We start from the raw sequence: 24,999 nt of genomic DNA, 5'->3' as shown, positions 1-24,999 counted from the left end.
GCCCTGCGCCAGTCCCGTGCGGAGGATGGAACATCCGTCTCGCAGAGTGCCGCTGTCACACGTTTGCGGTGCATGACCGTGCCCGTCGCTGCGCGTGTGGTGTCGATGGCAGCGGTATCTTTCCCTGCCGTGCTTTATCGACGCGATGTCGTGACCTTTTCAGATACCGGAGGATTGCGGATGAAGACAGTGATGCTCGGGGTACTGCTATGGCAGCTGACGACTGCGGGATGGGCGATTGCCGGAGCCGATCGCACTCTGCAGCAAGGTCGTCCAGGCATGAACGCCTCTTACCGCGAACAGCTGCTGGCACTGGCTGATGCCGATCAGAAGATCCGCGAGCAGATTCGTGGTGCTTTCACGGCGCAACAGCTACAGGCCAACCAAGGCGCAGCGAAAGACATGGCCATGCGTCTGGTTGCGTCGCAACGGGAAAACCAGGCTGCGCTGTCTGCATTGATCGAGAAATTCGGCTTCCCCGATGTTGCGTCGGTTGGCGAAGACGGGGCGCACGCTGGTTTTTTGGTCGCGCAGCACTCCACTGACCGCACGTTTCGCGATGGCTTCCTGAAGAGCATCGAGGTCGCAGTGGCGCGCGGGTCTTACAGCACCGCGGACATGGCGTTGTTCGTGGATCGTAATCTGATCATGTCGGGCAAGCCGCAGCGCTACGGTACCCAGCGCAAGGCGGACGGCAGCCTGTTCGAGCTGGAGGATCCTGCGCGGCTGGCACGCAGACGGGCAGACGTCGGTTTGCCTGACGAACAGGGCGGTTCTGGGGGCCTTTGAACCGTGAGCGATCCAGGTGCGAGGCGATGATTACTGTTTAACGCATGGGTCGCGCGTGCATGCCTGCTTAAAGAAGACGTTGCAAGGTGTGGTGCCTTGGTTTCCACCAGGCGATGACACCCGGCCCTGTGCGTATCTTTCACCGCATGCTGTCGCTGGTTCCTGAGTGTGCCGATCTTCTGCACTGCAGTATTCTTGCAGTCGCCAACGCGCTGCGTGCGTCGCTGTGAGTCAACTTGGCCACCGCATCCGCGGCACAAGCGGCATGATCTTCAACGTGCCGCCGCTTTGTAACGCGATGCATATCACGCTCTGTAGTCATCATCATGTTCGTCTATCGCAGCGATCATAACTAACGACTTCTCACGCTTCGGTCCGCTGGCCATGATTCAGCTCCCTCAAACGAGCTGACGCCATGCGCCCTGGACCCCTCATGGTGCTAGCCCTGCTAGCCCCGACGCTGATCGCCCCGCCGGTCTTCGCCCAATCCGTCCTGACCCGCGACAACGGCGCCAAGGTCGGTGATAACCAGAATTCGCAGACCGCCGGAGCCAATGGCCCGACCCTGCTGCAGGACGTGCAACTGATCCAGAAGCTGCAGCGCTTCGATCGCGAGCGCATCCCCGAGCGCGTGGTGCATGCACGCGGCACCGGCGTCAAAGGCGAGTTCACCGCGACCGCCGATCTATCCAGCCTGACCAAGGCCAAGGTGTTCAGTGCCGGCGAAAAGACCCCGGTGTTCGTGCGCTTTTCCTCGGTGGTGCACGGCAACCACTCGCCGGAAACCTTGCGCGACCCGCACGGCTTCGCCACCAAGTTCTACACCAGCGAAGGCAACTGGGATCTGGTTGGCAACAACTTCCCCACTTTCTTCATCCGCGATGCGATCAAGTTCCCCGACATGGTCCACGCGTTCAAGCCGGACCCGCGTACCAACCTGGACGACGATTCGCGTCGCTTCGACTTCTTCTCGCACGTGCCCGAATCCACCCGCACGCTGACCCTGCTGTACTCCAACGAAGGCACCCCGGCCGGCTATCGCTTCATGGATGGCAACGGCGTGCATGCCTACAAGCTGGTCAATGCGCAGGGCGAGGTGCATTACGTCAAGTTCCACTGGAAGACGCTGCAGGGCATCAAGAATCTCGATCCCAAGCAGGTTGCCGCCGTCCAGGCCAAGGACTACAGCCACCTGACCAACGATCTGGTCGGTGCGATCAGGAAGGGCGACTTCCCGAAGTGGGACCTGTACGTACAGGTGCTCAAGCCGGAGGACCTGGCCAAGTTCGATTTCGATCCGCTGGACGCCACCAAGATCTGGCCCGACGTGCCGGAGCAGAAGGTCGGCCAGATGGTGTTGAACAAGAACGTCGACAACTTCTTCCAGGAAACCGAGCAGGTGGCGATGGCGCCGGCCAACCTGGTGCCGGGTATCGAACCCTCCGAAGACCGTCTGTTGCAGGGCCGCATCTTCTCCTACGCCGACACGCAGCTGTATCGCGTCGGTACCAACGGCCTGAGCCTGCCAGTCAACCGCCCGCGCGTGGCCGTCAATAACGGCAACCAGGATGGCGAGGCGAACACCGGGCACACCAGCAGTGGCGTGAACTACGAGCCGAGCCGTCTGGAGCCGCGTCCGCAGGACACCGCTGCACGCTATAGCGAACTGCCGCTGTCGGGTACCACCCAGCAGGCCAAGATCACCCGCGAGCAGAACTTCAAGCAGGCCGGTGAGTTGTATCGGTCCTACAGCAAGAAGGATCGCGCCGACCTGGTGCAGAGTTTCGGCGAGTCGTTGGCCACCACCGACACCGAGAGCAAGCACCTCCTGCTGTCGTTCCTGTACAAGGCCGACCCCGAGTATGGCACTGGCGTGACGCGTGTCGCCAAGGGCGACCTGGCCCGGGTCAAGCAGCTGGCCTCCAGCCTGCAGGACTGATCCACCCACGGCATCGCGGCCTGTGCCGCGGTGCCGTCTCGCTATCGGGAGAGCCGTATGCGCACCCTGTTGTTTCTACTGCTTGGCACCCTGTCTGCGGCTGCCAATGCCGCCTCGCCTGCGCCGACGTCCAGCAGCGCCACCACTGCCAGCGCCGACCCGGCGCAGATCAAGCTGCAGTTGCGCGCGTACTTCTTCGACGCGGCACGCGAAGGGCGGCAGGACATGCTGGCCGAGTTCATCCGCTCGCACTACGACCTCAACACCCGTGACGAGAAGGGCTACACCGCCCTGATCCTGGCGGCCTATCACGGCCAGCGCCCGGCAGTGGAGCAGTTGCTCAGCGCCGGTGCCGACCCCTGCGCGCAGGACAAGCGCGGCAACACCGCGCTGATGGGCGCGATCTTCAAGGGCGAGCTGGGTATTGCCAAGCGGCTGATGCAGGCCGACTGCGCGCCGGACCAGCGCAACAATGCCGGTCAGACCGCCGCGATGTACGCGGCACTGTTCCAGCGGACCGACGTGCTCAAGGATCTGGCCGCCAAGGGCGCGGACCTCAGCCTCAAGGACGGGCAGGGCAACGATGTGACCAAGCTGCAACGCGGCGAGTTCGCGACGTCCCCGGCGCGCTGAGCGCGCCACTCATGTGTGGCGAGCCTGGCATGCGTAACGCCAGGCGTCAGCAAGCTCGCATAGGCGCCATGCGGCCGATGCAGGTGCCAGTCCGGCCACCGATGCCGGCGAGAGCCATCGGTGATGCTTGCTGCAGCGTGCCGCACCGTTATCCACCGGCCAGCCGCCTGTAGGCCCCATCCGGGCGGGTTGCACGCCTCGCGCTCCGCCATCTTCGACGCGCTGTACGTGGTTGCGACGCCAGCTCCGTCACAGTGACCGTTGGTTAGTCGCTGATCGCCATCGCCTGAGTCCTGCACCTCTCGATACCCGGAGCCTCGATGGCCTCGCTTGCAGCGCCCCATCGCGCGCTGACGCCACTGGTGCGTACTGGCGACTATGACCACCGACGTGGTTCGGATGTCAGCCATTGCGCACCTAGCGCACCGCATCCTCGCTCTTAGATCGGCTGGTCGCGCGTCGACTTATTCAATCTGCCTTCAGCACATCCCGAGAAGCGCAGCCATCGCCCCCGCCAGGTTCGGAGGTCAGCCATCGTGCACCGAGCGCAGTGAATCGTCGCTCCCGGATCGGCTAGTTGCTCGCCCACCTGCTCAACTTGCCTCCACGACCCGCAGAAAAAGTGCAGCCATCGCCCCGCCGGTTTTCTGCCACAGGCGCGTTGGGTCTCTGGCGGAAGTGGTGATTTTCCCGCCACTGCGTCAGGAGTCTCCTGACGTGGAAACCCTTGTGCGCCAAGGGTTTGACATAAATCTGAGCGCGCGCTGACTTGCTGGAAGTCTGTTTGGAAAAACCGCAAAAAACAGTTCAAGAAAGCGCTGCGAACGCCGATGCTTCCGCTATCGCACACTGGAACCCCCGGACCATGAAGCTCGATCCCTCCATCCCTTTCCTGATGTCCCTGCTGGCGATGGTGCTGTGCACCGCCACCGCCGTGGTCGCGCTGGTGTTCGGTCAGGTACATGTGCTGGCCACGTCGTGGAGCTTCTACACCGTGCTGGGCACCGCCCTGATCACCCTGGTCGCCTCGTACCATGCGCTCGGCAAGCCGCTGAGCGCCGAAGAGCGTGTGGGCTTCCGCAACCCGTAACTGCAGATCCTGTCCAGGCGCAGTGCGCGACGCCAGCCCTGGACGACACAAGCTCCGCTCGTTACTGATCATGCACCGCGTTCGCTCGACATGGGCGAACGCCCAGGCACTGCGCAGCCTGCAGCGATGCCGCCCGATAACGCGCGCACCTGGCGAGCGAGGGCAACGACAGCAGCGCCAGCGCAGTGTCGTTCGTCTCTTTCGGTGGCAGTGATAGCCGCGATGCCGGACGCCGAAGCGCCCCATCAACGCATTTGATCGACGCGCGTCATGCCCGAATCCGGCAAATCCGTCTCGGTCGATCACATGGCGCAGTGAACGGCTAATCGACCAGAGGGCTCCGGCAGGGCAGCCTCGCAGGATGCCGTGCCGCGCTGCGGCAGATTCATCGGCACCCGTGTAAGCTGTTGATCCTGTTCCGCATTCCGATGGCTGCCCGCTGCGGCCACATGTCGATGACCGCTTCCGCCGATCGTTACGCCGCCTCCCTGCGCCTGTCCGTCGCCCCGATGATGGACTGGACCGACCGCCATTGCCGGGTCTTCCATCGCCTGCTGGCACCCTCGGCACGCCTGTATACCGAGATGGTGCACGCCAATGCGGTGATCCATGGCGATCGCGCGCGGCTGATCGGGTTCGATCCGGTCGAACATCCGCTGGCGCTGCAACTGGGCGGCAGCGAGCCGGCACTGCTTGCGCAGGCCGCGGCGGTCGCGCAGGAGTGGGGCTACGACGAGATCAACCTCAATTGCGGCTGCCCGTCCGATCGCGTGCAGGCCGGGCGCTTCGGTGCCTGCCTGATGCGCGAGCCGGGCCTGGTCGCCGACTGTGTTGCCGCCATGTGTGCGGCGACCACGCTGCCGATCACGGTCAAATGCCGCCTCGGTGTCGACGATGATGACGACTATGCCGTGTTCGCCGGCTTCGTCGATCAGGTGGTCGCAGCCGGTGCCGCCATGGTGGTGGTGCATGCCCGCAACGCGTGGCTCAAGGGCCTGTCGCCCAAGGAAAACCGCGAAGTGCCGCCGCTGCGTTACGACTGGGCGTATCGTCTGAAGCAGGAGCGTCCCGCGCTGCCGGTGGTGCTCAATGGCGGCATTGAGGCGGTGGAGGCCGCGATGGAGCATCTGCGCCAGACCGACGGTGTCATGCTCGGCCGCGCGGCCTATCACGACCCCTACCTGCTGCATCGCCTGGATGCAGCCCTGACGCATCGTGCGGAGCAGCCGCGCGACCAATTACTGCGCGCCTTGCGGCCCTACGTCGAGTCCCAACTGGAGCAAGGCCTGGCATTGAAGCACATGACCCGGCACGTATTGGGGCTATTCCATGGCCAGCCGGGCGGACGCGCGTTCCGGCAGGTCCTGAGCGAGGGCGCACACCGGCCCGGTGCCGGTTGGGAGCTGGTGGAGCAGGCCTTGCAGCGCACCGACACCCAGGGCTGGCGCGTGGTGGCCTGAACTGGCCTGCCGCTTGCATTACCTGAACCGCGATCGGCCTTGCCTGCCTCTGACCGGGGTACCCACTGCCGGACGCGGCTGCGGGATCCAGCGACAGGCGCCATTCCAGGCGTCCAGAATTCATTTCACTGAACAGCGTTAACACAAAGCTAAAAAGTTCAGATGGGATTCACCCCAAAAAATCAAGAATTCGGGCCTATTCCCGGGTCCGGTCTTGCCATCACTGGTGGCCGGCTTCACGAATTTTGAATGTTCCTGAACAACCCGCTAGGATTCATTGTGACCCAGCCGTCCTGCCGCGCTTGCCATGTCGTCCTGGTTGCTCTCGGGCTAGCCATGGCAGCGCCGTTGGCGTGGGGGCAGGCATATCCAATGTCGCATGCGGGGCGCGATCCATTGCCGCCTTCCGCACGCGGCAACGGGCGCACGCTCTCGGACACCATTCGACAGGTGCAGCGGTCCACCGGTGGACAGATCCTCAGCGCCGAGCGCGTGCCGTTCGACGGCGGCAATCTCAACCGGGTCAAGTACATGAAGGATGGGCGCGTGCACACCGTGTACGACTCCGAGCAGCCGCAGGCCGCGCCGCCGCGCAGCCAGGCGCCGCCGGATGCGCCACCACGCAACGATAACCACTAAACGTAGATAGTTCTGCGTTAAGTCTTATAAATTCCCCGGCCATGGGCCGACAACGTAACTAGGGAGAGTGCATGCGTATCCTTTTGGTCGAAGACGAAGCTCCGCTGCGCGAGACCCTTGCCGCGCGCCTGAAACGTGAGGGCTTTGCTGTCGACGCTGCACAAGACGGCGAAGAAGGCCTGTACATGGGCCGCGAAGTCCCGTTCGATGTCGGCATCATCGACCTCGGCCTGCCCAAGATGTCGGGCATGGAGCTGATCAAGGCGCTGCGCGACGAGGGCAAGAAATTCCCGGTGCTGATCCTGACCGCGCGTTCGAGCTGGCAGGACAAGGTCGAAGGCCTCAAGCAGGGTGCCGACGATTACCTGGTCAAGCCGTTCCATGTCGAGGAGCTGCTGGCGCGCGTCAATGCGCTGCTGCGGCGCGCGGCGGGCTGGAGCAAGCCGACGCTGGAATGCGGCCCGGTCGCGCTGGATCTGGCAGCGCAGACGGTCAGCGTCAATGGCGCCAACGTGGACCTGACCAGTTACGAGTACAAGGTGCTCGAGTACCTGATGATGCATGCCGGCGAACTGGTCTCCAAGGCCGATCTGACCGAGCACATCTACCAGCAGGATTTCGATCGCGATTCCAACGTGCTGGAGGTGTTCATCGGCCGCCTGCGCAAGAAGCTCGATCCCGATGGTGAGCTCAAGCCGATCGAGACCGTACGCGGCCGCGGCTACCGTTTCGCCATCCCGCGTACCGAAGGCTGAGTCCGCGCGTCGGCAAACAGGAAGATCAGGTGCCGGGCCGCTCCAAGTGGTATAGACGCTGGCGGCCACGCTCGCTGCAGGCCCGCCAGCTGCTGGCCGCCAGCCTCAGCCTGGTGGCCTTCCTCGCGCTGGCGGGGTATGCGCTGGATGTGGCGTTTGCCGACACCGCCGAAAAGAACCTGCGCGAACGGCTGAAGAACTACGCCTCTGCGTACGCCGCCAACATCGATTTCGTGCGCGATGGCTCGCTGTACATCGGCGGCCAGCCGCCGGATCCGCGTTTCGATGTGCCCGGCGGCGGGCTCTATGTGGAAGTCGTGCGCCCGGACGAAAGCTGGACCTCGATGTCGGCCGAGGGCCCGAACATTCCGCACGGGCGCATGCTCGAACCGCGCCAGGAAGAGTTCATCGGCCCGCTGGAGATGACCCAGATCGACGGCAGCGTGGGCCAGCTGTATCGCTACGGCCTGGGCGTGAGTTATGTCGAGCGCGAACACGGCGGCGAGATTCCGTACACCATCTACGTGATGGAAGATGCGCGCTCGATGGGCGCGCAGCTGCGCGTGTTCCGTGGCGCGGTGTGGTTCTACCTCGGCAGTGCCGGTGTGGTGCTGCTGGTGCTGCAGGCCTTCATCCTGCAGTGGAGCCTGCGTCCGCTGCGGCGGGTCATCAACGAGTTGACCAAAGTACAGCGCGGCGAGATCCAGCGCATGAGCGAGCAGCATCCGCGCGAGCTGGAGCCGCTGACCGAAAGCATCAATGCCTTCATCGAGAGCGAGCGCGACAATCTGGACCGCCAGCGCAATACGCTGGCCGATCTTGCGCACAGCCTCAAGACGCCGATCGCGGTGTTGCGCACCCAGCTCGATAGCGGGCAGTCCGAGCGCGATCTGCACGAGGAAATGGATGTGCAGTTGCGCCGCATGAACGATCTGGTGTCCTACCAGCTCGCACGCGCGGCCTCCAGCGGGCACAAGCTGTTTGCCGCGCCGCTGCCGATCGAGCCGACCGCCGAAGAAATCGTGCGTGGCTTGGAGAAGGTGTACTCGGTCAAGGGCGTGCTGTGCGAATTCGATATTTCGCCCGATGCGCGCTTTCATGGCGAGCCGGGCGATCTGCAGGAACTGCTGGGCAACCTGCTGGAAAACGGCTTCAAGTGGGCGCGCAGCCGCGTGCTGCTGACCGCCCAGCCTGGTCCCACCACCGGCAGCCGTCGCGCCGGATTGATCCTGTCGGTGGAAGACGATGGCCCCGGCATCGCGCCGGAAGACGTGGCCAAGATCCTGCAGCGTGGCGTGCGTGGCGACGAGCGCGTGCAGGGCCACGGCATCGGCATGTCGATCGTGCAGGACCTGATCAAGGCCTACCGCGGCGAGCTGCAGGTGGTGCGCTCGCAGGAACTGGGCGGCGCCCGCTTCGACGTGACCCTGCCGCCGGGACTGTGACCGGCGTGGGGTGCGGAATGAACCCGTGGTCAACGCTGCAGCGCACTCCGACAACCGTTTAACGTCCCGCGCGTTGGCTTGACCATACTGGGCCGGTTGCAGGCGGTTGCGATGGAGAGCTGCATGTTCGAGCGCAATGCACAGATGCACGGGCTGAGCGCATATCCAGTGGGTACGCGCTTCCATCGCCGATGGCAGCTGGCATGGCTGCTGGCGGGTTGTGCCTTCGCCATGTCGTGCAGTGCTGCCAACCCGGCACTGACGCCGGCGCAGACGCGCTGGCTGCAGCGTGCGACCTACGGGGTGGATGCCGACAGCGCCGCGCAACTGCAGCGGCTCGGTCGAGAGCGCTACGGCAGGTCGCTGTTGCAGGCCAGCGACGATGCGGCGTTGCCAGCGCCGATCCGCGCACAACTGCAGCACTTCGATGCGCTGCACACGCCCTTGCTGACCTTGCTGACGCAGTACGAGGCCGACAAGATCCGCCTGCAGGACATGCCCGATGGCGAGGAAAAGACCGCCTTGCGCAAGGCATGGCAGGCGCGTGGCGGGCAGATGCTGACCCAGGCGCGTCAGGCGCAGCTGTTGCGTGCGGTGTATGCGCCGGGGCAGACGCGCGAGCAGCTGGTGTGGTTCTGGCTCAATCATTTCAGCGTGTACGCCGACAAGGGGCGGGTGAAATGGATGGCGGCCGATTACATGGAAAACGCGATCCGCCCGCATGCCACCGGCAAGTTCGCCGACCTGGTGATGGCGACGCTGGAAAGCCCGGCGATGCTGGAATATCTGGACAACGCCAAGAACGCCAAGGGCAAGGTCAACGAAAATTACGCGCGCGAACTGATGGAACTGCACACGCTGGGCGTGCATGGCGGTTACAGCCAGCAGGACGTGCAGCAACTGGCGCTGATACTCACCGGCGCCGGCCTGGTGCCGGTCAAGGCCGAGGGCGCTCCGCCCTTGCCGACTGCCGCGCCGGGGCAGCCGCAGGTGGTGCGCGAGGGGCTGTTCGAGTTCAATCCTGCGCGCCATCAACCCGGCGAAAAGACCTTGCTGGGCCAGCGCATCGCCGCGGGCGGCCTGGATGAGATCGAGCGTGCGGTGCAGCTGTTGGTGCGGCAGCCGGCATGCGCACAGTTCATTTCGCAGCGCCTGGCCGAGTACTTTGTCAGCGACAAGCCGCCGGCCGCGCTGGTCGAGCGCATGGCGAACACGTTTCAACGCAGCGATGGCGACATCGCCAAGGTGATGCAGGCCATGCTGGACGCGCCGGAATTTGCGCAGGCGCAACCACGCAAGTTCAAGGATCCGAATCGGTTCGTGGTTTCGGCCATGCGGCTGGCGTACGAGGGCCAGCCGGTGGTCAATGCCGCGCCGATGGCGAGCTGGCTGCAGCAACTCGGCGAGCCGCTGTTCGGGCGCATCACCCCTGATGGCTGGTCGCTGCAATCGCAGGCATGGACCAGCTCCGGGCAACTGGCGCGACGCTTCGAGGTGGCACGTTCGCTGGGTAGCGGACCCAAGCAACTGTTCCGCTTCGATGGCGATAACGACACGCCACTGCCGGCGCTGACGCAGATCGACACGCGTCCATCGTATCGCTGGGTGGCGCCGTCGCTTTCCAGCGGCACGCGCGATGCCTTGGCGCAGGCGCGTTCGCCTGCGGAATGGAACGGATTCCTGCTGTCATCGCCGGACTTCAACTATCGCTGATTCGAGGGTCGCCGATTCGACGGCTGCCGATTCAAACCCGCTGTTTCAACGTTCGACCAGCGACCACCGCCACAGGAGCGCGCCATGCAACGACGTCAATTTCTGCTTGCCTCTGCTGCGGCCGCAAGTCTGCCCTGGAGCGGTCGCCTGTTTGCTGCGCCACGCGACAGCGCGCGCATGCTGGTGGTGTTCCTGCGCGGCGGCTACGACAGCAACAATCTGCTGGTGCCGCACGCCAGCGATTTTTATTATCAGGCGCGTCCGACCCTGGCGATCGCGCGGCCGGATGCGGCCAACCCGAACAGTGCCGTTGCGCTGGACACGCAATGGGGTCTCAACCCGGTGATGCGCGATGCGCTGCTGCCGCTATGGCAAAGCCGGCAGCTGGCGTTCGTGCCGTTTGCCGGTACCGACGATCTGTCGCGCAGTCACTTCGAAACCCAGGACGATATCGAATCCGGTCAGGCCGGCCGGCAGCGCCGCGATTATCGTTCCGGCTTCATGGCGCGCCTGTCGGGCGTGCTCAGCGGAGTGCCGGCGATTGCCTTCACCGATTCCTTGCCGCTGACCTTCCAGGGCGGCGGCGACTTGCCCAACGTGTCGTTGCGGGGCATCGGCAAGGGCGGCCTGGATGCGCGTCAGGCACAGATCCTGTCGCAGATGTACGACGCAACGCCGCTGGCGGCGGCTGCGCGCGAGGGACTGGCACTGCGTCAGCAGGTTACCGCGCAGCTGCGCGAAGAGATGGAGCAGGCCGGTCGCGGCGCCGCCAGTGCGCGCACCTTCGCCGACGAAACCCGGCGCATGGCAAGCCTGATGCGCGAGCGTTATCGACTGGGCTTTGTCGATGTCGGCGGTTGGGACACGCACGCCAATCAGGGCAGTGTCGAAGGCGGCCTGGCGAACAATCTGCGCAATCTGGGCGAAGGGCTGGCGGCGTACGCCGACGCCCTGGGACCGGCATGGAAGGACACCGTGGTGGTGGTGCTGTCCGAGTTCGGCCGCACCTTCCGCGAGAACGGCAGCAAGGGCACCGATCACGGGCACGGCACCACCTATTGGGTGCTGGGTGGCAGCGTGCATGGCGGCCGGATCGCCGGCGAGCAGGTAGACGTTGCGCAGGCGCGGCTGCTGCAGAACCGCGATTATCCGGTGCTTACCAATTACCGCAGCCTGTTCGGCGGTGTACTGAGCCGGTTGTGGGGATTGTCGCCTGCGCAGCTGGAGCGGGTGTTTCCCGGTGCCAGGCCGCGCGATCTTGGGTTGGTGTGAGAGTGCGTGGCAATGCGCTGCCGATGGCGATCCGTCTCGCGTGCGGCATCGCGCATTGTTGTGGTCAGTCGGTTGAACGCGTGCGATTGATGCGCGCGACAGCGTCGCATGACGACAGCCTAATTCATGCAGACGTGTCACCCCACCCTCAGCGCTGCGTTGACGACGCAAACGGCGACGGCCCATAGAAATACGTCAGCTGTGCAGCGACATCCGGCATGACGCGCGCCAGCAGCTGCGGCGCGGAGAAGTGGTATTCGCTTACGACCGCGAAGAACTCCTCCGGCGCTTCGGCGGCATACGGGTCGATCTCGGTGTCTTCGCCCGCATCGACGCGTTGGCAGAACGTATCGAAGGCGCGCTGGAAATCGCGTGCCCAGGCGCGCTGCACAGCGCGCGGCAGCGGCGGGGTGCCGTCGAGCGCGCCATCGAGTGCATCGAGCTTGTGCGCCATCTCATGCACGATCACGTTGAAGCCGGCCTGCGGGTCGTCCAGGTCGGCCTGTACGTCGGCCCAGCTGACGATCAGTGGACCTTGTTCCCAGGCTTCGCCGGTCAGGGTGTCGTCCCAGGCATGCATCACCCCGGCCGCATCCACATGCGTACGCTGCACGCGGAATGCATCCGGGTAGACGATCAACTGCGACCAGCCACGCCAGCCGGCCGCGCCGATGTTCAGCAGCGGCAGGCAGCAGGTGGCAGCCAGCAGGACGTGGTCGTACGCTTGCAGCTGCAGCCCGTCGAGCGGGGAAATGGTCTTTTGCTGCAGGAACTGCGCGGCCAAGGCACGCAGTCGGTGCTGGCGGGGCGGATCGAGCGCAGCGACCCAGGCGCAGCGGCGGCTGACCGGCAGCCATAAGGCATCGGGAATATCGGCCGGCGGCCGGCGCAGCCGGCGCAACAACCACTGGATCAGCGGAACATGCCCGGCAGGAAGCTATGCCAGCGCGGCATCGTGCGCATGCGGGGGAACAGTCCATCGCCGTCACTGCCACCACCGCCGGTGGCCGGCGCGGGCTTGTGCGCGGGAGCACGTGGCGGGGTTGCCGGCTCGCCGTTGGGGGTTCTGCCGCGTGCCGCCGAGTTGCTGCTGATGCAGCTCTCATGATCGCCATCGGCCAGCTGGTCCGATGCCAGCGCGGCAAGCGGAGCCAACAACAGGAGCAGGCAAACCGTGATTCGGCGCATCGTCCACATCCAGGGCAAGCGGCGTGAGTGGCCGATCATAACGTGCTTTTCACTCCATCACGCAAGCCAGGCTGGGCGGGCGCGGACGCTTGGCGCATACTTTCGCGGATCGATTTGGGGACCTGCCGTGGATGACCGCGCCTTGCTGGCCAAACTTGCGAGCGGCCGGCTATCCGGCGATGCGTTGGCGCGCGATGCCGGGTTGACCCGTGCGGCGGTGTGGAAGCGGATCCAGAATCTGCGCGCGGCCGGGGTCGAGATCGAAGGGCGGGCCGGGGACGGCTACCGCCTGGCGGCGCCGCTGGACCTGCTGGACGACGCGCGCATTCGTGCGGCGATGGCGGCCGATGCGCTGGCAGGCCTGGCTGCGCTGGAGATTGCCTGGACCCTGGAATCCACCAACACCAGCTTGCTGGCGCGCCCGGCGCCGGAGCAGGGCGTGGCGGTGCTGCTGGCCGAGCGGCAGACCGGCGGGCGCGGCCGGCGTGGGCGTCAATGGACCTCGCCACTGGGTGCGCACATCTATCTGTCGGCCTCGCGCCGTTTCAGCGGCGGATTGGGCCAGCTGGCCGGGCTCAGCCTGGCCGTGGGCGTGGCGGTGGCCGAGGCCCTGCGCGGTTGTGGCTTTGCCGATGTCGGGTTGAAGTGGCCCAACGATCTGCTGGCGCGCGAGCGCAAGCTGGGCGGCCTGCTGATCGAAGGCGGCGGCGAAATGGCCGGCAACGCCCGCGCGGTGATCGGGTTGGGTTTGAACGTGCATATGCCGGCGGCAGCGGCCGCTGCGATCGACCAACCGTGGGTGGATCTGGATACGCTGGCCGGCCACGCGGTGTCGCGCGATACCGTGGTGGCTGCAGTGTTGTCGGCGCTGCTGCCGGCGCTGGAGCTGTTCGAGGCGCAGGGGCTGGCCCCGTTCCTGGGCCGCTATGCGGCCCTGGACGTCCTGAGCGGCCGCGCGGTGCAGGTCGAGGAGGCCGGCACTCGGCATCACGGCATTGCGCTTGGTCTGGCGGCCGACGGCGCGTTGCGGGTGCAACTGGGCGAGACGGTGCGGCTGTTCCATTCCGGAGAAGTGAGCGTGAGACCTGCATGAGCGAGTGGTTGTTCGACCTGGGGAATTCGCGATTCAAGTACGCACCGCTGCAGGGCGACCGCGCCGGCGACGTGCAGGCCTGGCCGCACGGTGCCGAGGCGATGGATGCGGCCGCGTTGTCGGCCTTGCCCACCGGTCGCATCGCGCATGTGGCCAGCGTGGCTGCGCCGGCGTTGACGCAGCGCATGCTCGGCTGCCTGCGCGAGCGTTTCGAACAGGTGCGCATCGTGCGGACCGCGGCCGAATGCGCCGGCATCCGCATCGCCTATGCCGACCCAAGCCGCTTCGGGGTCGATCGCTTCCTGGCGCTGCTGGGCGCACGCGGCGACGCACCGGTGCTGGTGGCCGGCGTGGGCACCGCGTTGACCATCGATGTACTCGGCGCCGATGGGCGGCACCACGGCGGTCGCATCGCCGCCTCGCCGACCACCATGCGCGAGGCGCTGCATGCGCGCGCGGTGCAGTTGCCGGCCAGTGGCGGGACCTATGTCGAGCTGGCCGACGATACCGACGACGCGCTGACCTCCGGCTGCGATGGCGCGGCGGTGGCGCTGATCGAGCGCAGCCTGCAGCACGCGCAACGCAGTCTGGGCGTACCGGTGCGGCTGCTGGTGCACGGGGGCGGCGCGCCGCCGCTGCTGCCGTTGTTGCCCGATGCCAGCTTCCGCGCCGCGCTGGTGCTGGATGGGCTGGCGACCTGGGCGAGGTCTGCTTCGGCGCCTTGAGCGGCGAGCCATGCGATCGTGCGGCCACGCGGCGGGCGCGGCCGGAAGACGGAATCGGTCGGCAGCGCTCGTACACTGTGCCTACCGCCTGGCGTGGGCAGCGAGCCGACCAGCGCTCGCCGGTTGTGACTGCCCGCGCTTAGAATCCATCGCATGTATGTCCGCGCACTCATCGTCGTCCTGATCGTCCTCAATGCCGGTGTGGCCTTGTGGTGGGCATTGCAGCCGGCACCGGCAGCGGTGGCGGCACCGCCGCAGCCGGCCGGTGTGGCGCGCCTGGAGGTGCTGCCGGGCACTGCGCCAGCATCACCAGCAGGGCCAGGCGAGGCGAGCGAGGCAGGCATGGACCCGGCAGCTGCGGTCACCGCACCATCGGATGCACCGACACCGACACCGACATCGACATCGACATCGACTGAGGCTGAGGCTGAGACGGCAGCAGCGGCAGTGTCTTCTCCGGCTGCTGCGGTCGCCGGGAAGGTAGTCGCAACGTCGCAGACGTCGGCACAGGTTCCTCCACCAACCAAGGTCGCTCCGGCACCGGCCGAGGTTGCAGCAGCGGCGATCAAGCCATCGCCAGCGGTACCTGCTCCCGCCGCTGCGCCGGAGCGCTGCGCCAGCCTGGGGCCGTACGCGGCGCGCGCCGATGCCGATGCCGCGCTGGCACGCCTGCGTGGCCAGGCCACGCGCACCCGCGTGCGCGAGGACAAGGACGCCGGGGTCAGTACGTTCCGGGTGATGCTGCCCAATGTCGGCGATCGTGCAGCGGCGCAGGCCTTGGTCAAGCGCATCGCCGCCGCCGGCATGAGCGACTATTACGTGATTGCCCAGGGCGAGGACAACAGCATCGCGCTGGGGCAGTACCAGAGTCGCGAACGTGCCGAGCGCCGTCAGGCCAGCCTGGTCGGTGCGGGGTTTCCGGCACAGTTGCTGCCCAGCGGCACCGGGCAATCGCGCTGGTGGATCGATGTGCGCAGCACGGCGGCGATCGGCACATTGCAAGGCACCGCAGGTGCAACGCGTCAGCGGTCGCTAGATTGCGCCGCGCTGCGCTAGAATGCGCACCGGCGCGCAACGCGCCTGCCTTTGCCGGCATAGCTCAGTTGGTAGAGCAACCGCCTTGTAACTCGGACGCGGTTGTTGTGGTGACGAGCCAGAAGGCTAAGCGCGGCAAGGCTTTAGGCTCGCCAGCGCGTAGACTGCGGGACAAGCCGGTCACGGTTTGAGCAAGAGAAGTACGACATCGCCGCTTTAGCTCAGTCGGTAGAGCAACTGATTTGTAATCAGTAGGTCGTCCGTTCGATTCGGACAAGCGGCACCATCCCTGCGGTCAGCGTCCCTTCGCGCTGCTCTTTCTGGACTTCGGCCGCAGCTTGGCCGCGCGCTGCTCCAGGTACTCGCCCAGCAGCCTGAGCGGCTCCACGCCGAGCGCCTCGGCGAACTCGACCAGCTCCACGGCGTCGATGCGCCGCTCCCCGCGCTCGCACTTGGACACGAAGGTCTGCGTGTTGCCCAGCCGTTCGGCTAGATCGACCTGCGACACGCCTGCCCGCTTGCGGGCCGCCTTCAGGACGGTCAGCAGTAGCTGATAGTCGGGGTTGTGGGTCGATTGGGCCATCGCGCGGTGACAGGCAGGTCACCGCACGCTAGAGTCCGTATTGGATTAGTCCAAAACAGACTATTTAATGGCGTTGCCCAGGGGGAGTGCATGAAGCGGATAGGGGTTCTTCTGGTCGTCCTGGTAGCCCTGGCTTGGGCCGGGTCGAAGCTGGTACCGCGCAGCAAGCCCGCGGCTGCTAATGCGCCCGCAGTAGTGGCCGAGGTGCTGCAGGAGCAGGCCCAGCAGCCGGAGGCACCGAAGCCAGAGCCGGAGCGCCCAATGACGGCAGCGGAGAAGAAGGCGCAGCAGGAGAAGTGGTTCGGCGCCGAGACGATCGTGGCGGCCGAGCGCGCGGTGAGGGGCGAGCTGAAGGACCCGGACGCCGCGCAGTTCCGGGACGTGCGCGCCAACTACACCGAGGAGTTCGGCGTGGTCGCTTGCGGCCGGGTCAACGCCAAGAACGAACTCGGCGGATACACCGGCTTCCGGCGCTTCGTGTCGGGCGGAAAGAGCGTGATCCTTGAGGGGCGAGACAACATTGCCGACGCATGGGCAGGGGCGTGCAACTAGTCGAGCATGCCCCAGCCTGCATTACTCGCTTTGTAGGTTGCGTTTGATCCTGCGCAACTGCAGTTCAAGCCAATCGCTGAGATCTTGGAAGCTGGTTTCGCTGAGTCGGTCAGGCCACTGCAGGACGACCTGGCCTTCGTCGAGCGATAGAGCGTCCTGCCTCATCCTCTTTGGTTCGCCGCCGCCGGCCGGCTTGCCGCTAGATACCAAAGCAATAGTTGGCTGATCCGTGCCGGATGAGATGCGATTAACAGATGCAGGCTCGATGGGCGTCTCCGGCAGCGCCGTATCCTGCTCCTCGTCCTCTGAGCTAAGTGCAGAAGAGGTCCCAGCGTTCGCCGAATGGGTCGCGTAGATGCGCGCGAAGTCCGCTGTGGTGCGCAACTGGCTGATGAAGTCATCCACGCTGTTCTCGTTGAACTTCTTCTCGATCAGAAGGTAGTGACGGAGATTCGGGTTGGAAGGCAGCTCGCTAGGCCACTTGGAAAACAACTCGGAGTGGATTTTGGGCAATAGCGCCGCCCTCCGAATGGCGTCAGCCCGTTCGATGGAGTCAGGCCGATCGTCCAGAAGGATGCGAAGTGCGAGGTCTGACAGCGTGACGGAGCGCTGATCGCCGCTGCCCTTGTCTTCAAGAAGACCATAGGAGATGAGGGCGGCCAGTGTCTGCCTGCCTCCGCTGCTGGACGGCGAGTAGCCCCAATGCTGGACGGCCACCGCGACGTTCGCCGACGACCGCTTCTCATGATGGTAGAAGGATCGCGCACGCTCGATTGCCGCCTTGAGGTCCAAGCCGGGGTAGGCGGGGCTGCGATGCTTGGCACTCTTCTTAGCCGGGCCGGGGGCACTCTCGTTCATTGCTGACTCCTGTGACGAACGGGGTCATCCTACCAGCGGAGGCTGGATAAGTCTATTTGAGCCTTGCGCGAGGCTAGAGGGGTGTGTATTCTAGCCTCCGACATGACAAGGCTGACTAAGAGGCGGCGCCCGGATAGGCCGGGCGGAAACGAAAAACCCCGGCGGAATCGCTCGGTCAGGAGCGACGACGCCGGGGCTTGTATGGCGAAGGTGAAAGAGGGCGACCCCGCCACCTACGACTGTCTTGTGAGGACAACTCGACATTCTACCGTCGAGGGTCGCGGGCAACAACTGCTCTCCAATTACTCAGATTGGAGGTGCGCCTATGGGCAGGCTTTCCGAGATGAGGTCCGTCTTCGTGCGGGCATACACGCGATTCCGGTTCGGCCGGACTGAGCACGTGTGCCAACACTGGCGGTCCCATCCCGGTCAGTTGAACTTGTTCGACTGATGCTGGGGCAAAGGTGTGGGGCATTCGTGCCCCACGCCATCTTCAGCCCGCCCAGTGAAGCGTTTCAGATGTGCAGATTGACCATTAGCCCATAACTCACGAGGTAACCCGCAATGAGCAAGAACGAGAAGTCCTCCAAGGAACTGTCCAGCCTGGCTGGCAAGGTTCTCCAGCAGAAGTCCTCCACCACCGCGGCGAAGAAGCTGGCAGGGTCCGTCCTGACGCAGGCACCCGACCGCAAGCCTGCTGGTGGCGGCAAGAAGAAGTAGTAGCAACAGATCTGGTGGATGCGCCTCCGGTATGAGGCGCATCCACGACTCCAGGATTGAGCCGTGTCGCGTCCGGGCGCATCGGCCTTGGTGCTCGGCAGCCCGGACCGCCCCGGGCCTCCTGGGCTCACCGGGTCGACCGCACAAACGTTGGCATATTCGTGCGCCGGCTTGTTGCATCATGTGTCGTGTCGGCGCCACCAGCCGCCGGCACCCAGGCTTTCGGCGGCCCAAACAGCCGAGGCCCGCCCCGCCGACTGAGGGGAATAACGGATCCATCTCTGCGACGCACAGCAGGCAGTCCCGACGCGGCACGTCGCCGCGCCGGGAGCCTGCCCGGAGTCACAAGAGATGGAAACGAACCTGCTCGCGGAGCTGCACTCGCTGCCCGACGACGCCCTGCTCACCGCCGACGAGGCCGCGCAGTTCCTGCGCCTCAAGTACACGACGCTCGCCTGGTACAGGTGCCAGGGCGTCGGCCCAAAGTTTTCCCGCGTCGGCCCGAAGCTGATCAGCTACCGCGTGGGCGACCTGCGCGACTATGCGAGCGGCCAGGCGATGGGGGACGGCGTGCAGCGCGCCGCCCAGGCCGCGCTCGCCGGCCGCCGCCGCGCCGCCAGCCTCCGCAAGAAGTCGGAGGGCTGACCGATGTCCGCACAAGAGAACGCCCAAGGCGTGCTAGACCGTGGGCGCAAGGTTACGACTGACCAGGAGACGGAGCCTGCCAGAGCTCACGGGATCAATGATGCCGAGCGGCGCCCCGCCGATACGCCATCATTCGACGACGCCGAGTTCCTGATCCGGGCCGGCTACGAGCTGATCCCCCTGAGGGGAGGCAGCAAGGCGCCTAGGGACAAGGACTGGCCCAACCGCCGCTACGACCCCGCTGCCGTGCTGGCAGAGGCGCGAGCCCGCAACGGCAACTTGGGCGTGCGGTTGCGCGCGACCGACTTGGTCGTGGACGTGGACCCGCGCAACGGCGGCGACGACTCGCTCCGCGCGCTGGTCGCCAACTGCGGCCTGGACCTGGGCGCATGCCCGCACGTCGCCACGGGCGGAGGCGGACACCACTACTACCTGCGCAAGCCGGAGGGGCTCGCCACCGTCGGAAGGCTGCCGCGATACCCCGGCATCGACTTCAAGAAGCAGGGCGGGCAGGTCGTCGCGCCTGGATCGGTGCACCCAGAGACCGGGCGCAGGTACGAGTCGGAGTTCTGGATGCTCGGCCCCGACGAGACGCCCGAAGCCCCGGTCGCGTTGCTCGAACTGCTGCGCGTCCGCCAGGTCGAGATGCCTGCCGGGACGGGCGACGCCGACAGGTGGGGCGAGGTCGCGCCGTCGCAGCTTGCCGCCGCGCTGGCCGACCTGCCCGCCGACGACTACGGCGAGGGCACGCACGACGACTGGTTCCAGCTCATGTGCGCCTGCCACCACGGGACTGCGGGCGCTGGCCGGGAGGAGTTCATCGCCTGGAGCACGCAGGCCGCGGGCTACGTTGACCACGCGGAGTCCATCGGCTACCGCTGGGACTCGCTCGCGTCCCGCACGGGCCAAGGCGGCAGGCCGACGACGGTGCGCCACCTGCACCAGGTGCTCGCCAGGCACGGCGCGGGCGTCCCGCACGCCGCGCCAGAGGACGACTTCGACGCCTACGAGGACCTGGCCGAACTGGGCCGGGGCGTTGACGATGCGGCGCTACGCGAGCCGCCCAGGCCCGAGGGCAAGGCCGCCGTGCTGGAGGAGATGAACGCGAGGCACTGTGTCGTGATGGAGAACGGCAAGTTCCGCGTCTTCACCGAGATGTTCGACCCGGTGCTCAGACGCCACTTCTACCAGCGCTCCACGAAGGAGGACTTCCAGAACCTGTACTGCAACAGCTTCGTGGAGCAGGTGAACGACAGGCCGACGACGCGGGCGCAGTTCTGGCTCAAGCACCCGCAGCGCCGCCAGTACGACGGCGTCACCTTCGACCCGTCGGAGAACCACGAGGGCTGGCTGAAACTGTGGCGCGGCTGGGCCGTCGATCCGGCGCCGGGCGACTGGTCGCTGCTGGATCAGCTCATTCGCGAGGTGCTGACCGACGGCGACCCGCAGGGCTACCGCTACGTGCTGAACTGGATCGCTGCCATGTTCCAGCGGCCGTCGCAGCCCGCGGAGGTAGCGATCGCCTTTAGGGGCGCGAAGGGCACCGGCAAGGGCACGCTGGGCCGCGTCCTACAGCACATCGCTGGGGCGCACGGCCTGCACATCAGCTCGCCTGAGCACATCACGGGACGCTTCAACTCGCACCTGCAGAACTGCATCTGCCTGTTCGCCGACGAGGCGTTCTGGGCGGGCGACAAATCCGGCGAGGCGAAGCTCAAGGCCCTAGTGACGGAGCCGACGGTCGCCTACGAGGGAAAGGGGCGCGATGCGGTGATGGGGAAGAACCTTATCCACATCGTCATGGCCTCCAACTCCGACTGGGTCGTGCCCGCCGGACTGGACGGCGAGCGGCGCGTCGCGGTGTTCGAGGTGAACGACTCCCGCAAGGACGACCACGAGTTCTTCCGCGCGCTGAACCGCCAGCTAGACGAGGGCGGCCGCGCCGCCTTCCTGCACGACATGCTCGCGCGCGACATCCGGGGCTGGCACCCGCGCAACGACATCCCGCAGAACGGCGCGCTCGCCGAGCAGAAGCTGCGCGGCATGGAAGCGGAGTTCGCGTGGTGGCACTCGCTGCTCTACACAGGCGAGCTGCCGGGCTACGACGAGGACAGGGACTGGCAGGCCGGCGCGGTCGAGCTCGACAAGGCCGACCTGTACGAGAGCTACCTGGCCTTCGCGCGAGGCCGCACCAGCCACCCGAGGCCGCTGCCCGGCCTGGCGAAGGTGCTGCTCGCCAAGGTGGGCGTCACCACGCGGCAGATCAGGAGCGGCGCCCGCAAGGACAGGTGGGTGTACGTCGTCCCCGCGCTCGACCAGGCGCGCGCCAAGTTCGCGGCGATCGCCGGGATGACGTCGGCGCAGCTCTGGGTTTGAGGGAGCACGGAATCAAGGCCGTTCGACGCGCGACGTGTCGAACGGCTTCTTTTTGCTCGTTTCGCTTTACGAATCATGCGCTTAGTCGTCGGCGAACGACATGAACGAGGTTTGCGGCTCCGAAATCGTTTTAGGATTTTCGACGCCGCCCCGACCACGCCGACGCGCTGCACTGGTGCGGGGAGACATTCGATTCGTCGTCGGTGAGAAATAAACTGTGCAAGTTGTTCAAGTTGTTCATAGATCAATAAAGCTAAGAAAAACAAAGAAAAAACAGCGAACAGCTTTACGCACGGCTTCCGAGCTGAACCTGAGAACGTCGTGCTGCGTGTCGAGTGAGGGATTCGGCGCGGTCTGAGCCTGGCCGAGCGCGGCGGCGTGGAGACCGATGCGGGGAACGCGGCCGGGTTGCCGTCCGACCTCGCGCCAGACCTCTCCCTCGCGCGCGTGGACCGTCCCGGAACCGTGGCCCGCTAATCAGCAGGCAGAAGGCGGGGCCACTCCAAGCCGATGATCCCGAAGGAGAAACGCTGGCTTCCTGCGCGCGCCTAACACGACACGATCACGTCGTAAGCCATTTTCTCGGGAGCCGGCCGTGGCCGCAAAGAAGTTCACCCCCGAGGTGCAGGAGGTCTTCCTCCAGGTGCTCGAGGACACCGCGTCGCCGACGCAGGCGGCCCAGGCGTGCGGCATCTCCAGGCGCCTCGCGTTCGAATACAAGCAGAACGACGTCGAGTTTCGCACCCGCTGGGGGAAGGCCATCGACGTCGCGATGGACGCGCTCCTGGACGAGGCGTACCGCCGCGCCTGCCTCGGCGTGGAGGAGCCCGTCATCTACCAAGGGCAGCTCTCCACGATCAGTTCCTCGCCTCAGTCGACTACTGGTCTCTCTTAATCTGAGAGATTCGCCCAGCAGACAGACCATACTTTGCCGCTACATCCTTGTTGGGAGTGCCAAGGCGCAACTCCGCAGCGATGGCAGCATTCCGCAGTTCCATCACATTCCGTTCCAGCGTATCGATCTGCAGTGACTGCACTGCAAGTATCTTCTCGTGACGATTCACGTCAGAGCGGATCTGCTCTTGAGCCTGCGCGAGCTTGGCAACTGCTTCCGCAATCAGGCTCTCAGTGGACTTCTTCTTTCCCATATCTCTAATTTCCTGTGTGAACTGCTGCCGGGATGGCAAATTGAGTGTAATTAAATTAAATAACTGAAGTCAACCACCCGACGTTCCATCGGTGGGTGGCGCGATGCCACGCCCATGATTCGCAAGCCGCAGCGACCGCGGCAGATCCGAGGGAAACACGTCCGGGAAACGATGGCGTTCGCGCCCAACGCTCCGCGACACATTGCAGGCATCCGGTCAGCGCATTGGCGCGCAGACCACCCCACGGCTGGGGATGCGCTCGTGACAGGCGACCGGAGGACTACAACCTCACAGGAGCCAACGAGCATGAAGATCACCCTCAGCGACACCCCCCTCCTCAGCACCCAGCAGATCGGCGAGCTTGCCTCGACCCTGGACCTGCTGCACAAGCGCACCCTCGCCGCGATCGAGCGGCTCAACAAGGACATCGCGACCCGCAAGCAGCAGATCGCCGCGCGCTGGAAGAGCGCCCCCGGCATCGGCATGGCCGACGTGGCGCGCTTCGCCGAGCACGAGACGCTCGCCAGCGTCCGCGAGATCAAGGACAACTCAAAGGCCGAGCTGGACAAGATCCTCAAGGAAGCCGGCGCACCGCACGCGCAGCTCGTCGGCCAGCGAGAGTTTTACGACTCCCCGGCGAAGGTCTTGGCCCGCGCCGCACTGGGCGACCCGAAGCGCACCGAGTACCTCCAGCAGCTCCAGCACGCGGGTCCCGCCGAGCTTGGGCACATGGCCCAGGTCGCCGTCGGCACGGCCAACGTGGCACTCGCGTCCGCCGTACTCTCCCTGATCGACAAGCTGCCCACGAAGGACCGGCCTGTCGGCCCCGCCGAGTTCGCGGGGGCCATGAGGCAGGACGACTACCTGAAGGTGCGGGAGTACATCAAGCTGGGCGACGCTCGCCTCCAGGGCATCCTGGTAGCCATCCGCGCCTGGACCGCCGGCAAGGCGAACCCGCTCAGCACGGTCTCGCTGGCCATGCGCGAGCAGCAGATCGAGCGCGCACTGATCGGGGGCGACGGCGATGCGTAGGCTGGCCCACTACTCAGCGGACCACCCGGCGGCCATTGCGCTCGCAGGCATGGTGTCTGCCCTGCGCACCGGCGGCGACATACTCGCGTGCCTGGCCGAGCGGGCAGAGGCCGCGGGCGTCCGGCCATACTCCGACTACTTCGACGACGCGGCGCGCCTGGCTGGCATGCAGTACTGCCGCGCGCTGGACCTGTACGTAGACCAGGCCACGAAGCGCCGGGCCGACCGACTTGGCTACCACCAAGCGCACCTTGCGCTCTGCTCAGCCTGACCGCGCAAACCCGGCCGGGTTGGTTAGGTGCGCAGAGGGCAACGGGTGGCCCGGCCGTGTTTCGGAGGGGATGTCCCAAGGGCATCCTCTTCTTTTTCATGTGCCTACGGAGTGCCGCGCCCAAAGAACCAGTTAGGGGGCTGTTGCGAACCCGTTGCCGCCCACGTGCGCGAATGCCACCCTGCTATCAGAGATCGTCTCGTCGTACCGCTCCACGAACTTCGCGAACTTGCCTCGATCGTCGTTGTAGCTCTCTATCCAGCGAGCCTGAGCTTGAGCGAAGGCCTGCACCAAGCCAAGGAAGTCGAAGTAGTAGACCCCTCCAGCATCGCGCGGGATTTCCGGGGCATCTCCAACTCTGAACGATATCCGGCGAACCTGGTTCTTTCGCACCTTGGAAGAACTGAGATTTGTCATATGGAGTATGCCGTTCCTCAGTTCCCACAACTCCGCGGCGGTTATGCCCAGTGGTGCTAGATCGCAATACGCCTCCATCCATTTCGCGAAGGCCTCTCGGTCGTCTCCGTACTCGATATACGCCAAGCTGTCGATGCAGCAGACAAGAAGCTTCATTGCGGAGACATAGAGGCCTGCGTTGAAGGTCAACTTGATTGCCAAGAAGTAGTCATCGTGGATGAGCTGGGAAAAGTTGATTCCTTCTTCACTGGTGTACTTTCGTAGCCAGTCCACCATGACGCCGGGTTCTCCCAACTTTTCCGAAACATCGTTCACATCCAGATCCCCATGCTCGGAGCTGTAATTGAAGTGAGCGTTTCCATTTAGAACGGGCGTGGATATGAAAAGTGGAGAAGCACCTGCGCTCACTTGTACGAACAACTCTTCGTAAAGATAATGCCCCTCTCCAAGTCGGCATCGTGCGTTGTACTCGGACCTAGTGAACGGTTTCGACAAGGGCACCTTATGAGCAAGGCCAAGGTCCGCGTCTAGCAGGCTGCTGAAATACCAGCCGCGACGCGAGGCGCAACCAGCGGAATTTTCCAGTACATGTCAGAAGTGGCGAACAATTGACCATGCAGG

Annotated in this window: 26 protein-coding genes and 1 tRNA gene; 20 read left to right on the top strand and 7 right to left on the bottom strand. The window is 65.3% G+C overall.

Annotated elements, in window-relative coordinates; all coding sequences use genetic code 11:
• The first annotated feature begins 180 nt into the window (after nucleotides 1-180).
• The 10 genes from XarbCFBP7408_RS10475 to XarbCFBP7408_RS10430 all read left to right on the top strand — a co-directional run bounded on the left by XarbCFBP7408_RS10475 (nucleotide 181) and on the right by XarbCFBP7408_RS10430 (nucleotide 11,735).
• Nucleotides 181-789: a DUF6624 domain-containing protein gene (locus XarbCFBP7408_RS10475; protein WP_104562892.1), complete on the top strand. Its 609-nt coding sequence runs from the start codon at nucleotides 181-183 to the stop codon at nucleotides 787-789.
• Between the two features lie 433 nt (nucleotides 790-1,222).
• Entirely contained in the window at nucleotides 1,223-2,728 is a 1,506-nt protein-coding gene (katB, locus tag XarbCFBP7408_RS10470; protein ID WP_181106464.1) for a catalase KatB, read from the top strand.
• A gap of 57 nt (nucleotides 2,729-2,785) precedes the next feature.
• On the top strand, nucleotides 2,786-3,361 hold the full coding sequence (locus XarbCFBP7408_RS10465) for an ankyrin repeat domain-containing protein (protein ID WP_104562890.1): 576 nt from the start codon (nucleotides 2,786-2,788) through the stop codon (nucleotides 3,359-3,361).
• Between the two features lie 865 nt (nucleotides 3,362-4,226).
• Nucleotides 4,227-4,451 carry a hypothetical protein gene (locus XarbCFBP7408_RS10460; protein WP_016902784.1) on the top strand — a complete coding sequence of 75 codons (225 nt, stop codon included), beginning with the start codon at nucleotides 4,227-4,229 and terminating at the stop codon, nucleotides 4,449-4,451.
• Between the two features lie 455 nt (nucleotides 4,452-4,906).
• Nucleotides 4,907-5,911, top strand: coding sequence for a tRNA dihydrouridine(20/20a) synthase DusA (gene dusA / locus XarbCFBP7408_RS10455; protein WP_104562953.1), 1,005 nt, complete (start codon nucleotides 4,907-4,909; stop codon nucleotides 5,909-5,911).
• Nucleotides 5,912-6,247: 336 nt separating this feature from the next.
• Nucleotides 6,248-6,550 carry a hypothetical protein gene (locus XarbCFBP7408_RS10450; RefSeq protein WP_104562889.1) on the top strand — a complete coding sequence of 101 codons (303 nt, stop codon included), beginning with the start codon at nucleotides 6,248-6,250 and terminating at the stop codon, nucleotides 6,548-6,550.
• A 71-nt stretch (nucleotides 6,551-6,621) separates the two neighbouring features.
• Nucleotides 6,622-7,305, top strand: a complete 684-nt coding sequence (locus XarbCFBP7408_RS10445; protein ID WP_002808458.1) for a response regulator transcription factor — start codon at nucleotides 6,622-6,624, stop codon at nucleotides 7,303-7,305.
• A 74-nt stretch (nucleotides 7,306-7,379) separates the two neighbouring features.
• Nucleotides 7,380-8,750: an ATP-binding protein gene (locus XarbCFBP7408_RS10440; RefSeq protein WP_181106466.1), complete on the top strand. Its 1,371-nt coding sequence runs from the start codon at nucleotides 7,380-7,382 to the stop codon at nucleotides 8,748-8,750.
• A 123-nt stretch (nucleotides 8,751-8,873) separates the two neighbouring features.
• Nucleotides 8,874-10,463: a DUF1800 domain-containing protein gene (locus XarbCFBP7408_RS10435; RefSeq protein WP_429001381.1), complete on the top strand. Its 1,590-nt coding sequence runs from the start codon at nucleotides 8,874-8,876 to the stop codon at nucleotides 10,461-10,463.
• A gap of 84 nt (nucleotides 10,464-10,547) precedes the next feature.
• A complete protein-coding gene (locus XarbCFBP7408_RS10430; RefSeq protein ID WP_104562886.1) occupies nucleotides 10,548-11,735 on the top strand; it encodes a DUF1501 domain-containing protein in 1,188 nt (395 codons plus the stop codon).
• 148 nt (nucleotides 11,736-11,883) lie between these two features.
• On the opposite strand, the gene XarbCFBP7408_RS10425 is transcribed toward XarbCFBP7408_RS10430, so the two are convergent.
• Together XarbCFBP7408_RS10425 and XarbCFBP7408_RS10420 are read right to left on the bottom strand one after the other, a co-directional pair.
• Nucleotides 11,884-12,639, bottom strand: a complete 756-nt coding sequence (locus XarbCFBP7408_RS10425) for a zinc-dependent peptidase (RefSeq protein WP_104562885.1) — start codon at nucleotides 12,637-12,639, stop codon at nucleotides 11,884-11,886.
• 8 nt (nucleotides 12,640-12,647) lie between these two features.
• The gene (locus tag XarbCFBP7408_RS10420) at nucleotides 12,648-12,962 is read right to left on the bottom strand and encodes a hypothetical protein (protein WP_104562884.1); all 315 of its coding nucleotides are present in this window, start codon (nucleotides 12,960-12,962) and stop codon (nucleotides 12,648-12,650) included.
• A 73-nt stretch (nucleotides 12,963-13,035) separates the two neighbouring features.
• Between XarbCFBP7408_RS10420 and birA the strand changes: the two genes are divergently transcribed.
• The 4 genes from birA (at nucleotide 13,036) to XarbCFBP7408_RS10400 (ending at nucleotide 16,062) form a co-directional block, all read left to right on the top strand.
• Nucleotides 13,036-14,016 (top strand): bifunctional biotin--[acetyl-CoA-carboxylase] ligase/biotin operon repressor BirA, encoded by a 981-nt coding sequence (gene birA, locus XarbCFBP7408_RS10415; protein WP_308632314.1) that lies wholly within the window; start codon nucleotides 13,036-13,038, stop codon nucleotides 14,014-14,016.
• Nucleotides 14,013-14,741: a type III pantothenate kinase gene (locus tag XarbCFBP7408_RS10410; RefSeq protein ID WP_104562882.1), complete on the top strand. Its 729-nt coding sequence runs from the start codon at nucleotides 14,013-14,015 to the stop codon at nucleotides 14,739-14,741. Before birA ends, XarbCFBP7408_RS10410 begins: the two co-directional genes overlap by 4 nt.
• 153 nt (nucleotides 14,742-14,894) lie before the next feature.
• Nucleotides 14,895-15,797, top strand: a complete 903-nt coding sequence (locus XarbCFBP7408_RS10405; RefSeq protein WP_104562881.1) for an SPOR domain-containing protein — start codon at nucleotides 14,895-14,897, stop codon at nucleotides 15,795-15,797.
• A 189-nt stretch (nucleotides 15,798-15,986) separates the two neighbouring features.
• Nucleotides 15,987-16,062 (top strand) — tRNA-Thr (locus tag XarbCFBP7408_RS10400).
• A 9-nt stretch (nucleotides 16,063-16,071) separates the two neighbouring features.
• Here XarbCFBP7408_RS10400 and XarbCFBP7408_RS10395 read toward each other — a convergent pair.
• Nucleotides 16,072-16,359 (bottom strand): helix-turn-helix domain-containing protein, encoded by a 288-nt coding sequence (locus tag XarbCFBP7408_RS10395; protein WP_042805925.1) that lies wholly within the window; start codon nucleotides 16,357-16,359, stop codon nucleotides 16,072-16,074.
• Nucleotides 16,360-16,449: 90 nt separating this feature from the next.
• Between XarbCFBP7408_RS10395 and XarbCFBP7408_RS10390 the strand changes: the two genes are divergently transcribed.
• On the top strand, nucleotides 16,450-16,911 hold the full coding sequence (locus XarbCFBP7408_RS10390; protein WP_104562880.1) for a hypothetical protein: 462 nt from the start codon (nucleotides 16,450-16,452) through the stop codon (nucleotides 16,909-16,911).
• Between the two features lie 21 nt (nucleotides 16,912-16,932).
• Here XarbCFBP7408_RS10390 and XarbCFBP7408_RS10385 read toward each other — a convergent pair whose 3' ends face one another.
• Entirely contained in the window at nucleotides 16,933-17,769 is an 837-nt protein-coding gene (locus tag XarbCFBP7408_RS10385; protein ID WP_104562879.1) for a hypothetical protein, read from the bottom strand.
• Between the two features lie 564 nt (nucleotides 17,770-18,333).
• On the opposite strand from XarbCFBP7408_RS10385, the gene XarbCFBP7408_RS22745 reads away from it, so the two are divergent.
• From XarbCFBP7408_RS22745 to XarbCFBP7408_RS10370, 4 genes are all read left to right on the top strand, one after another.
• Nucleotides 18,334-18,489 carry a hypothetical protein gene (locus XarbCFBP7408_RS22745; RefSeq protein WP_181106450.1) on the top strand — a complete coding sequence of 52 codons (156 nt, stop codon included), beginning with the start codon at nucleotides 18,334-18,336 and terminating at the stop codon, nucleotides 18,487-18,489.
• Nucleotides 18,490-18,840: 351 nt separating this feature from the next.
• Nucleotides 18,841-19,134 (top strand): helix-turn-helix transcriptional regulator, encoded by a 294-nt coding sequence (locus XarbCFBP7408_RS10380; protein ID WP_104562878.1) that lies wholly within the window; start codon nucleotides 18,841-18,843, stop codon nucleotides 19,132-19,134.
• 3 nt (nucleotides 19,135-19,137) lie between these two features.
• Nucleotides 19,138-21,510 carry a bifunctional DNA primase/polymerase gene (locus XarbCFBP7408_RS10375; protein WP_104562877.1) on the top strand — a complete coding sequence of 791 codons (2,373 nt, stop codon included), beginning with the start codon at nucleotides 19,138-19,140 and terminating at the stop codon, nucleotides 21,508-21,510.
• 595 nt (nucleotides 21,511-22,105) lie between these two features.
• Nucleotides 22,106-22,405 carry a hypothetical protein gene (locus XarbCFBP7408_RS10370; protein ID WP_258072104.1) on the top strand — a complete coding sequence of 100 codons (300 nt, stop codon included), beginning with the start codon at nucleotides 22,106-22,108 and terminating at the stop codon, nucleotides 22,403-22,405.
• On the opposite strand, the gene XarbCFBP7408_RS10365 is transcribed toward XarbCFBP7408_RS10370, so the two are convergent.
• Nucleotides 22,389-22,658 (bottom strand): hypothetical protein, encoded by a 270-nt coding sequence (locus XarbCFBP7408_RS10365; protein WP_104562876.1) that lies wholly within the window; start codon nucleotides 22,656-22,658, stop codon nucleotides 22,389-22,391. The two genes, XarbCFBP7408_RS10370 and XarbCFBP7408_RS10365, sit on opposite strands and share 17 nt — an antisense overlap.
• A gap of 306 nt (nucleotides 22,659-22,964) precedes the next feature.
• Here XarbCFBP7408_RS10365 and XarbCFBP7408_RS10360 point away from each other — a divergent pair, with 306 nt between their 5' ends.
• Nucleotides 22,965-23,690, top strand: coding sequence for a hypothetical protein (locus tag XarbCFBP7408_RS10360; RefSeq protein WP_104562952.1), 726 nt, complete (start codon nucleotides 22,965-22,967; stop codon nucleotides 23,688-23,690).
• Nucleotides 23,691-23,703: 13 nt separating this feature from the next.
• Here XarbCFBP7408_RS10360 and XarbCFBP7408_RS22740 read toward each other — a convergent pair whose 3' ends face one another.
• Nucleotides 23,704-23,940 (bottom strand): hypothetical protein, encoded by a 237-nt coding sequence (locus tag XarbCFBP7408_RS22740; protein WP_181106452.1) that lies wholly within the window; start codon nucleotides 23,938-23,940, stop codon nucleotides 23,704-23,706.
• Between the two features lie 153 nt (nucleotides 23,941-24,093).
• Nucleotides 24,094-24,873: a hypothetical protein gene (locus tag XarbCFBP7408_RS10350; RefSeq protein ID WP_146093759.1), complete on the bottom strand. Its 780-nt coding sequence runs from the start codon at nucleotides 24,871-24,873 to the stop codon at nucleotides 24,094-24,096.
• Nucleotides 24,874-24,999 lie beyond the last annotated feature (126 nt).

This window comes from Xanthomonas arboricola pv. guizotiae (genome assembly GCF_002940205.1).
Taxonomy (GTDB): Bacteria; Pseudomonadota; Gammaproteobacteria; order Xanthomonadales; family Xanthomonadaceae; genus Xanthomonas; species Xanthomonas arboricola_C.
The sequence above is the reverse complement of the archived record's forward strand: the minus strand, read 5'-3'. Positions and strand labels throughout refer to the sequence as shown.

What these genes read in the sequence shown, in the direction of transcription:
- XarbCFBP7408_RS10450 (WP_104562889.1), top strand. Translation starts at nt 6,248, where the DNA reads ATGGCAGCGCCGTTGGCGTGGGGGCAGGCATATCCAATGTCGCATGCG.
- XarbCFBP7408_RS10405 (WP_104562881.1), top strand. Translation starts at nt 14,895, where the DNA reads ATGTATGTCCGCGCACTCATCGTCGTCCTGATCGTCCTCAATGCCGGT.
- XarbCFBP7408_RS10445 (WP_002808458.1), top strand. Translation starts at nt 6,622, where the DNA reads ATGCGTATCCTTTTGGTCGAAGACGAAGCTCCGCTGCGCGAGACCCTT.
- XarbCFBP7408_RS10430 (WP_104562886.1), top strand. Translation starts at nt 10,548, where the DNA reads ATGCAACGACGTCAATTTCTGCTTGCCTCTGCTGCGGCCGCAAGTCTG.
- XarbCFBP7408_RS10390 (WP_104562880.1), top strand. Translation starts at nt 16,450, where the DNA reads ATGAAGCGGATAGGGGTTCTTCTGGTCGTCCTGGTAGCCCTGGCTTGG.
- katB (WP_181106464.1), top strand. Translation starts at nt 1,223, where the DNA reads ATGGTGCTAGCCCTGCTAGCCCCGACGCTGATCGCCCCGCCGGTCTTC.
- XarbCFBP7408_RS10410 (WP_104562882.1), top strand. Translation starts at nt 14,013, where the DNA reads ATGAGCGAGTGGTTGTTCGACCTGGGGAATTCGCGATTCAAGTACGCA.
- XarbCFBP7408_RS10360 (WP_104562952.1), top strand. Translation starts at nt 22,965, where the DNA reads ATGAAGATCACCCTCAGCGACACCCCCCTCCTCAGCACCCAGCAGATC.
- XarbCFBP7408_RS10365 (WP_104562876.1), bottom strand. Translation starts at nt 22,658, where the DNA reads ATGGGAAAGAAGAAGTCCACTGAGAGCCTGATTGCGGAAGCAGTTGCC.
- XarbCFBP7408_RS10475 (WP_104562892.1), top strand. Translation starts at nt 181, where the DNA reads ATGAAGACAGTGATGCTCGGGGTACTGCTATGGCAGCTGACGACTGCG.
- XarbCFBP7408_RS10435 (WP_429001381.1), top strand. Translation starts at nt 8,874, where the DNA reads ATGTTCGAGCGCAATGCACAGATGCACGGGCTGAGCGCATATCCAGTG.
- XarbCFBP7408_RS10460 (WP_016902784.1), top strand. Translation starts at nt 4,227, where the DNA reads ATGAAGCTCGATCCCTCCATCCCTTTCCTGATGTCCCTGCTGGCGATG.
- XarbCFBP7408_RS10385 (WP_104562879.1), bottom strand. Translation starts at nt 17,769, where the DNA reads ATGAACGAGAGTGCCCCCGGCCCGGCTAAGAAGAGTGCCAAGCATCGC.
- dusA (WP_104562953.1), top strand. Translation starts at nt 4,907, where the DNA reads ATGACCGCTTCCGCCGATCGTTACGCCGCCTCCCTGCGCCTGTCCGTC.
- XarbCFBP7408_RS10395 (WP_042805925.1), bottom strand. Translation starts at nt 16,359, where the DNA reads ATGGCCCAATCGACCCACAACCCCGACTATCAGCTACTGCTGACCGTC.
- XarbCFBP7408_RS22745 (WP_181106450.1), top strand. Translation starts at nt 18,334, where the DNA reads ATGAGCAAGAACGAGAAGTCCTCCAAGGAACTGTCCAGCCTGGCTGGC.
- XarbCFBP7408_RS10380 (WP_104562878.1), top strand. Translation starts at nt 18,841, where the DNA reads ATGGAAACGAACCTGCTCGCGGAGCTGCACTCGCTGCCCGACGACGCC.
- XarbCFBP7408_RS10375 (WP_104562877.1), top strand. Translation starts at nt 19,138, where the DNA reads ATGTCCGCACAAGAGAACGCCCAAGGCGTGCTAGACCGTGGGCGCAAG.
- XarbCFBP7408_RS10420 (WP_104562884.1), bottom strand. Translation starts at nt 12,962, where the DNA reads ATGATCGGCCACTCACGCCGCTTGCCCTGGATGTGGACGATGCGCCGA.
- XarbCFBP7408_RS10465 (WP_104562890.1), top strand. Translation starts at nt 2,786, where the DNA reads ATGCGCACCCTGTTGTTTCTACTGCTTGGCACCCTGTCTGCGGCTGCC.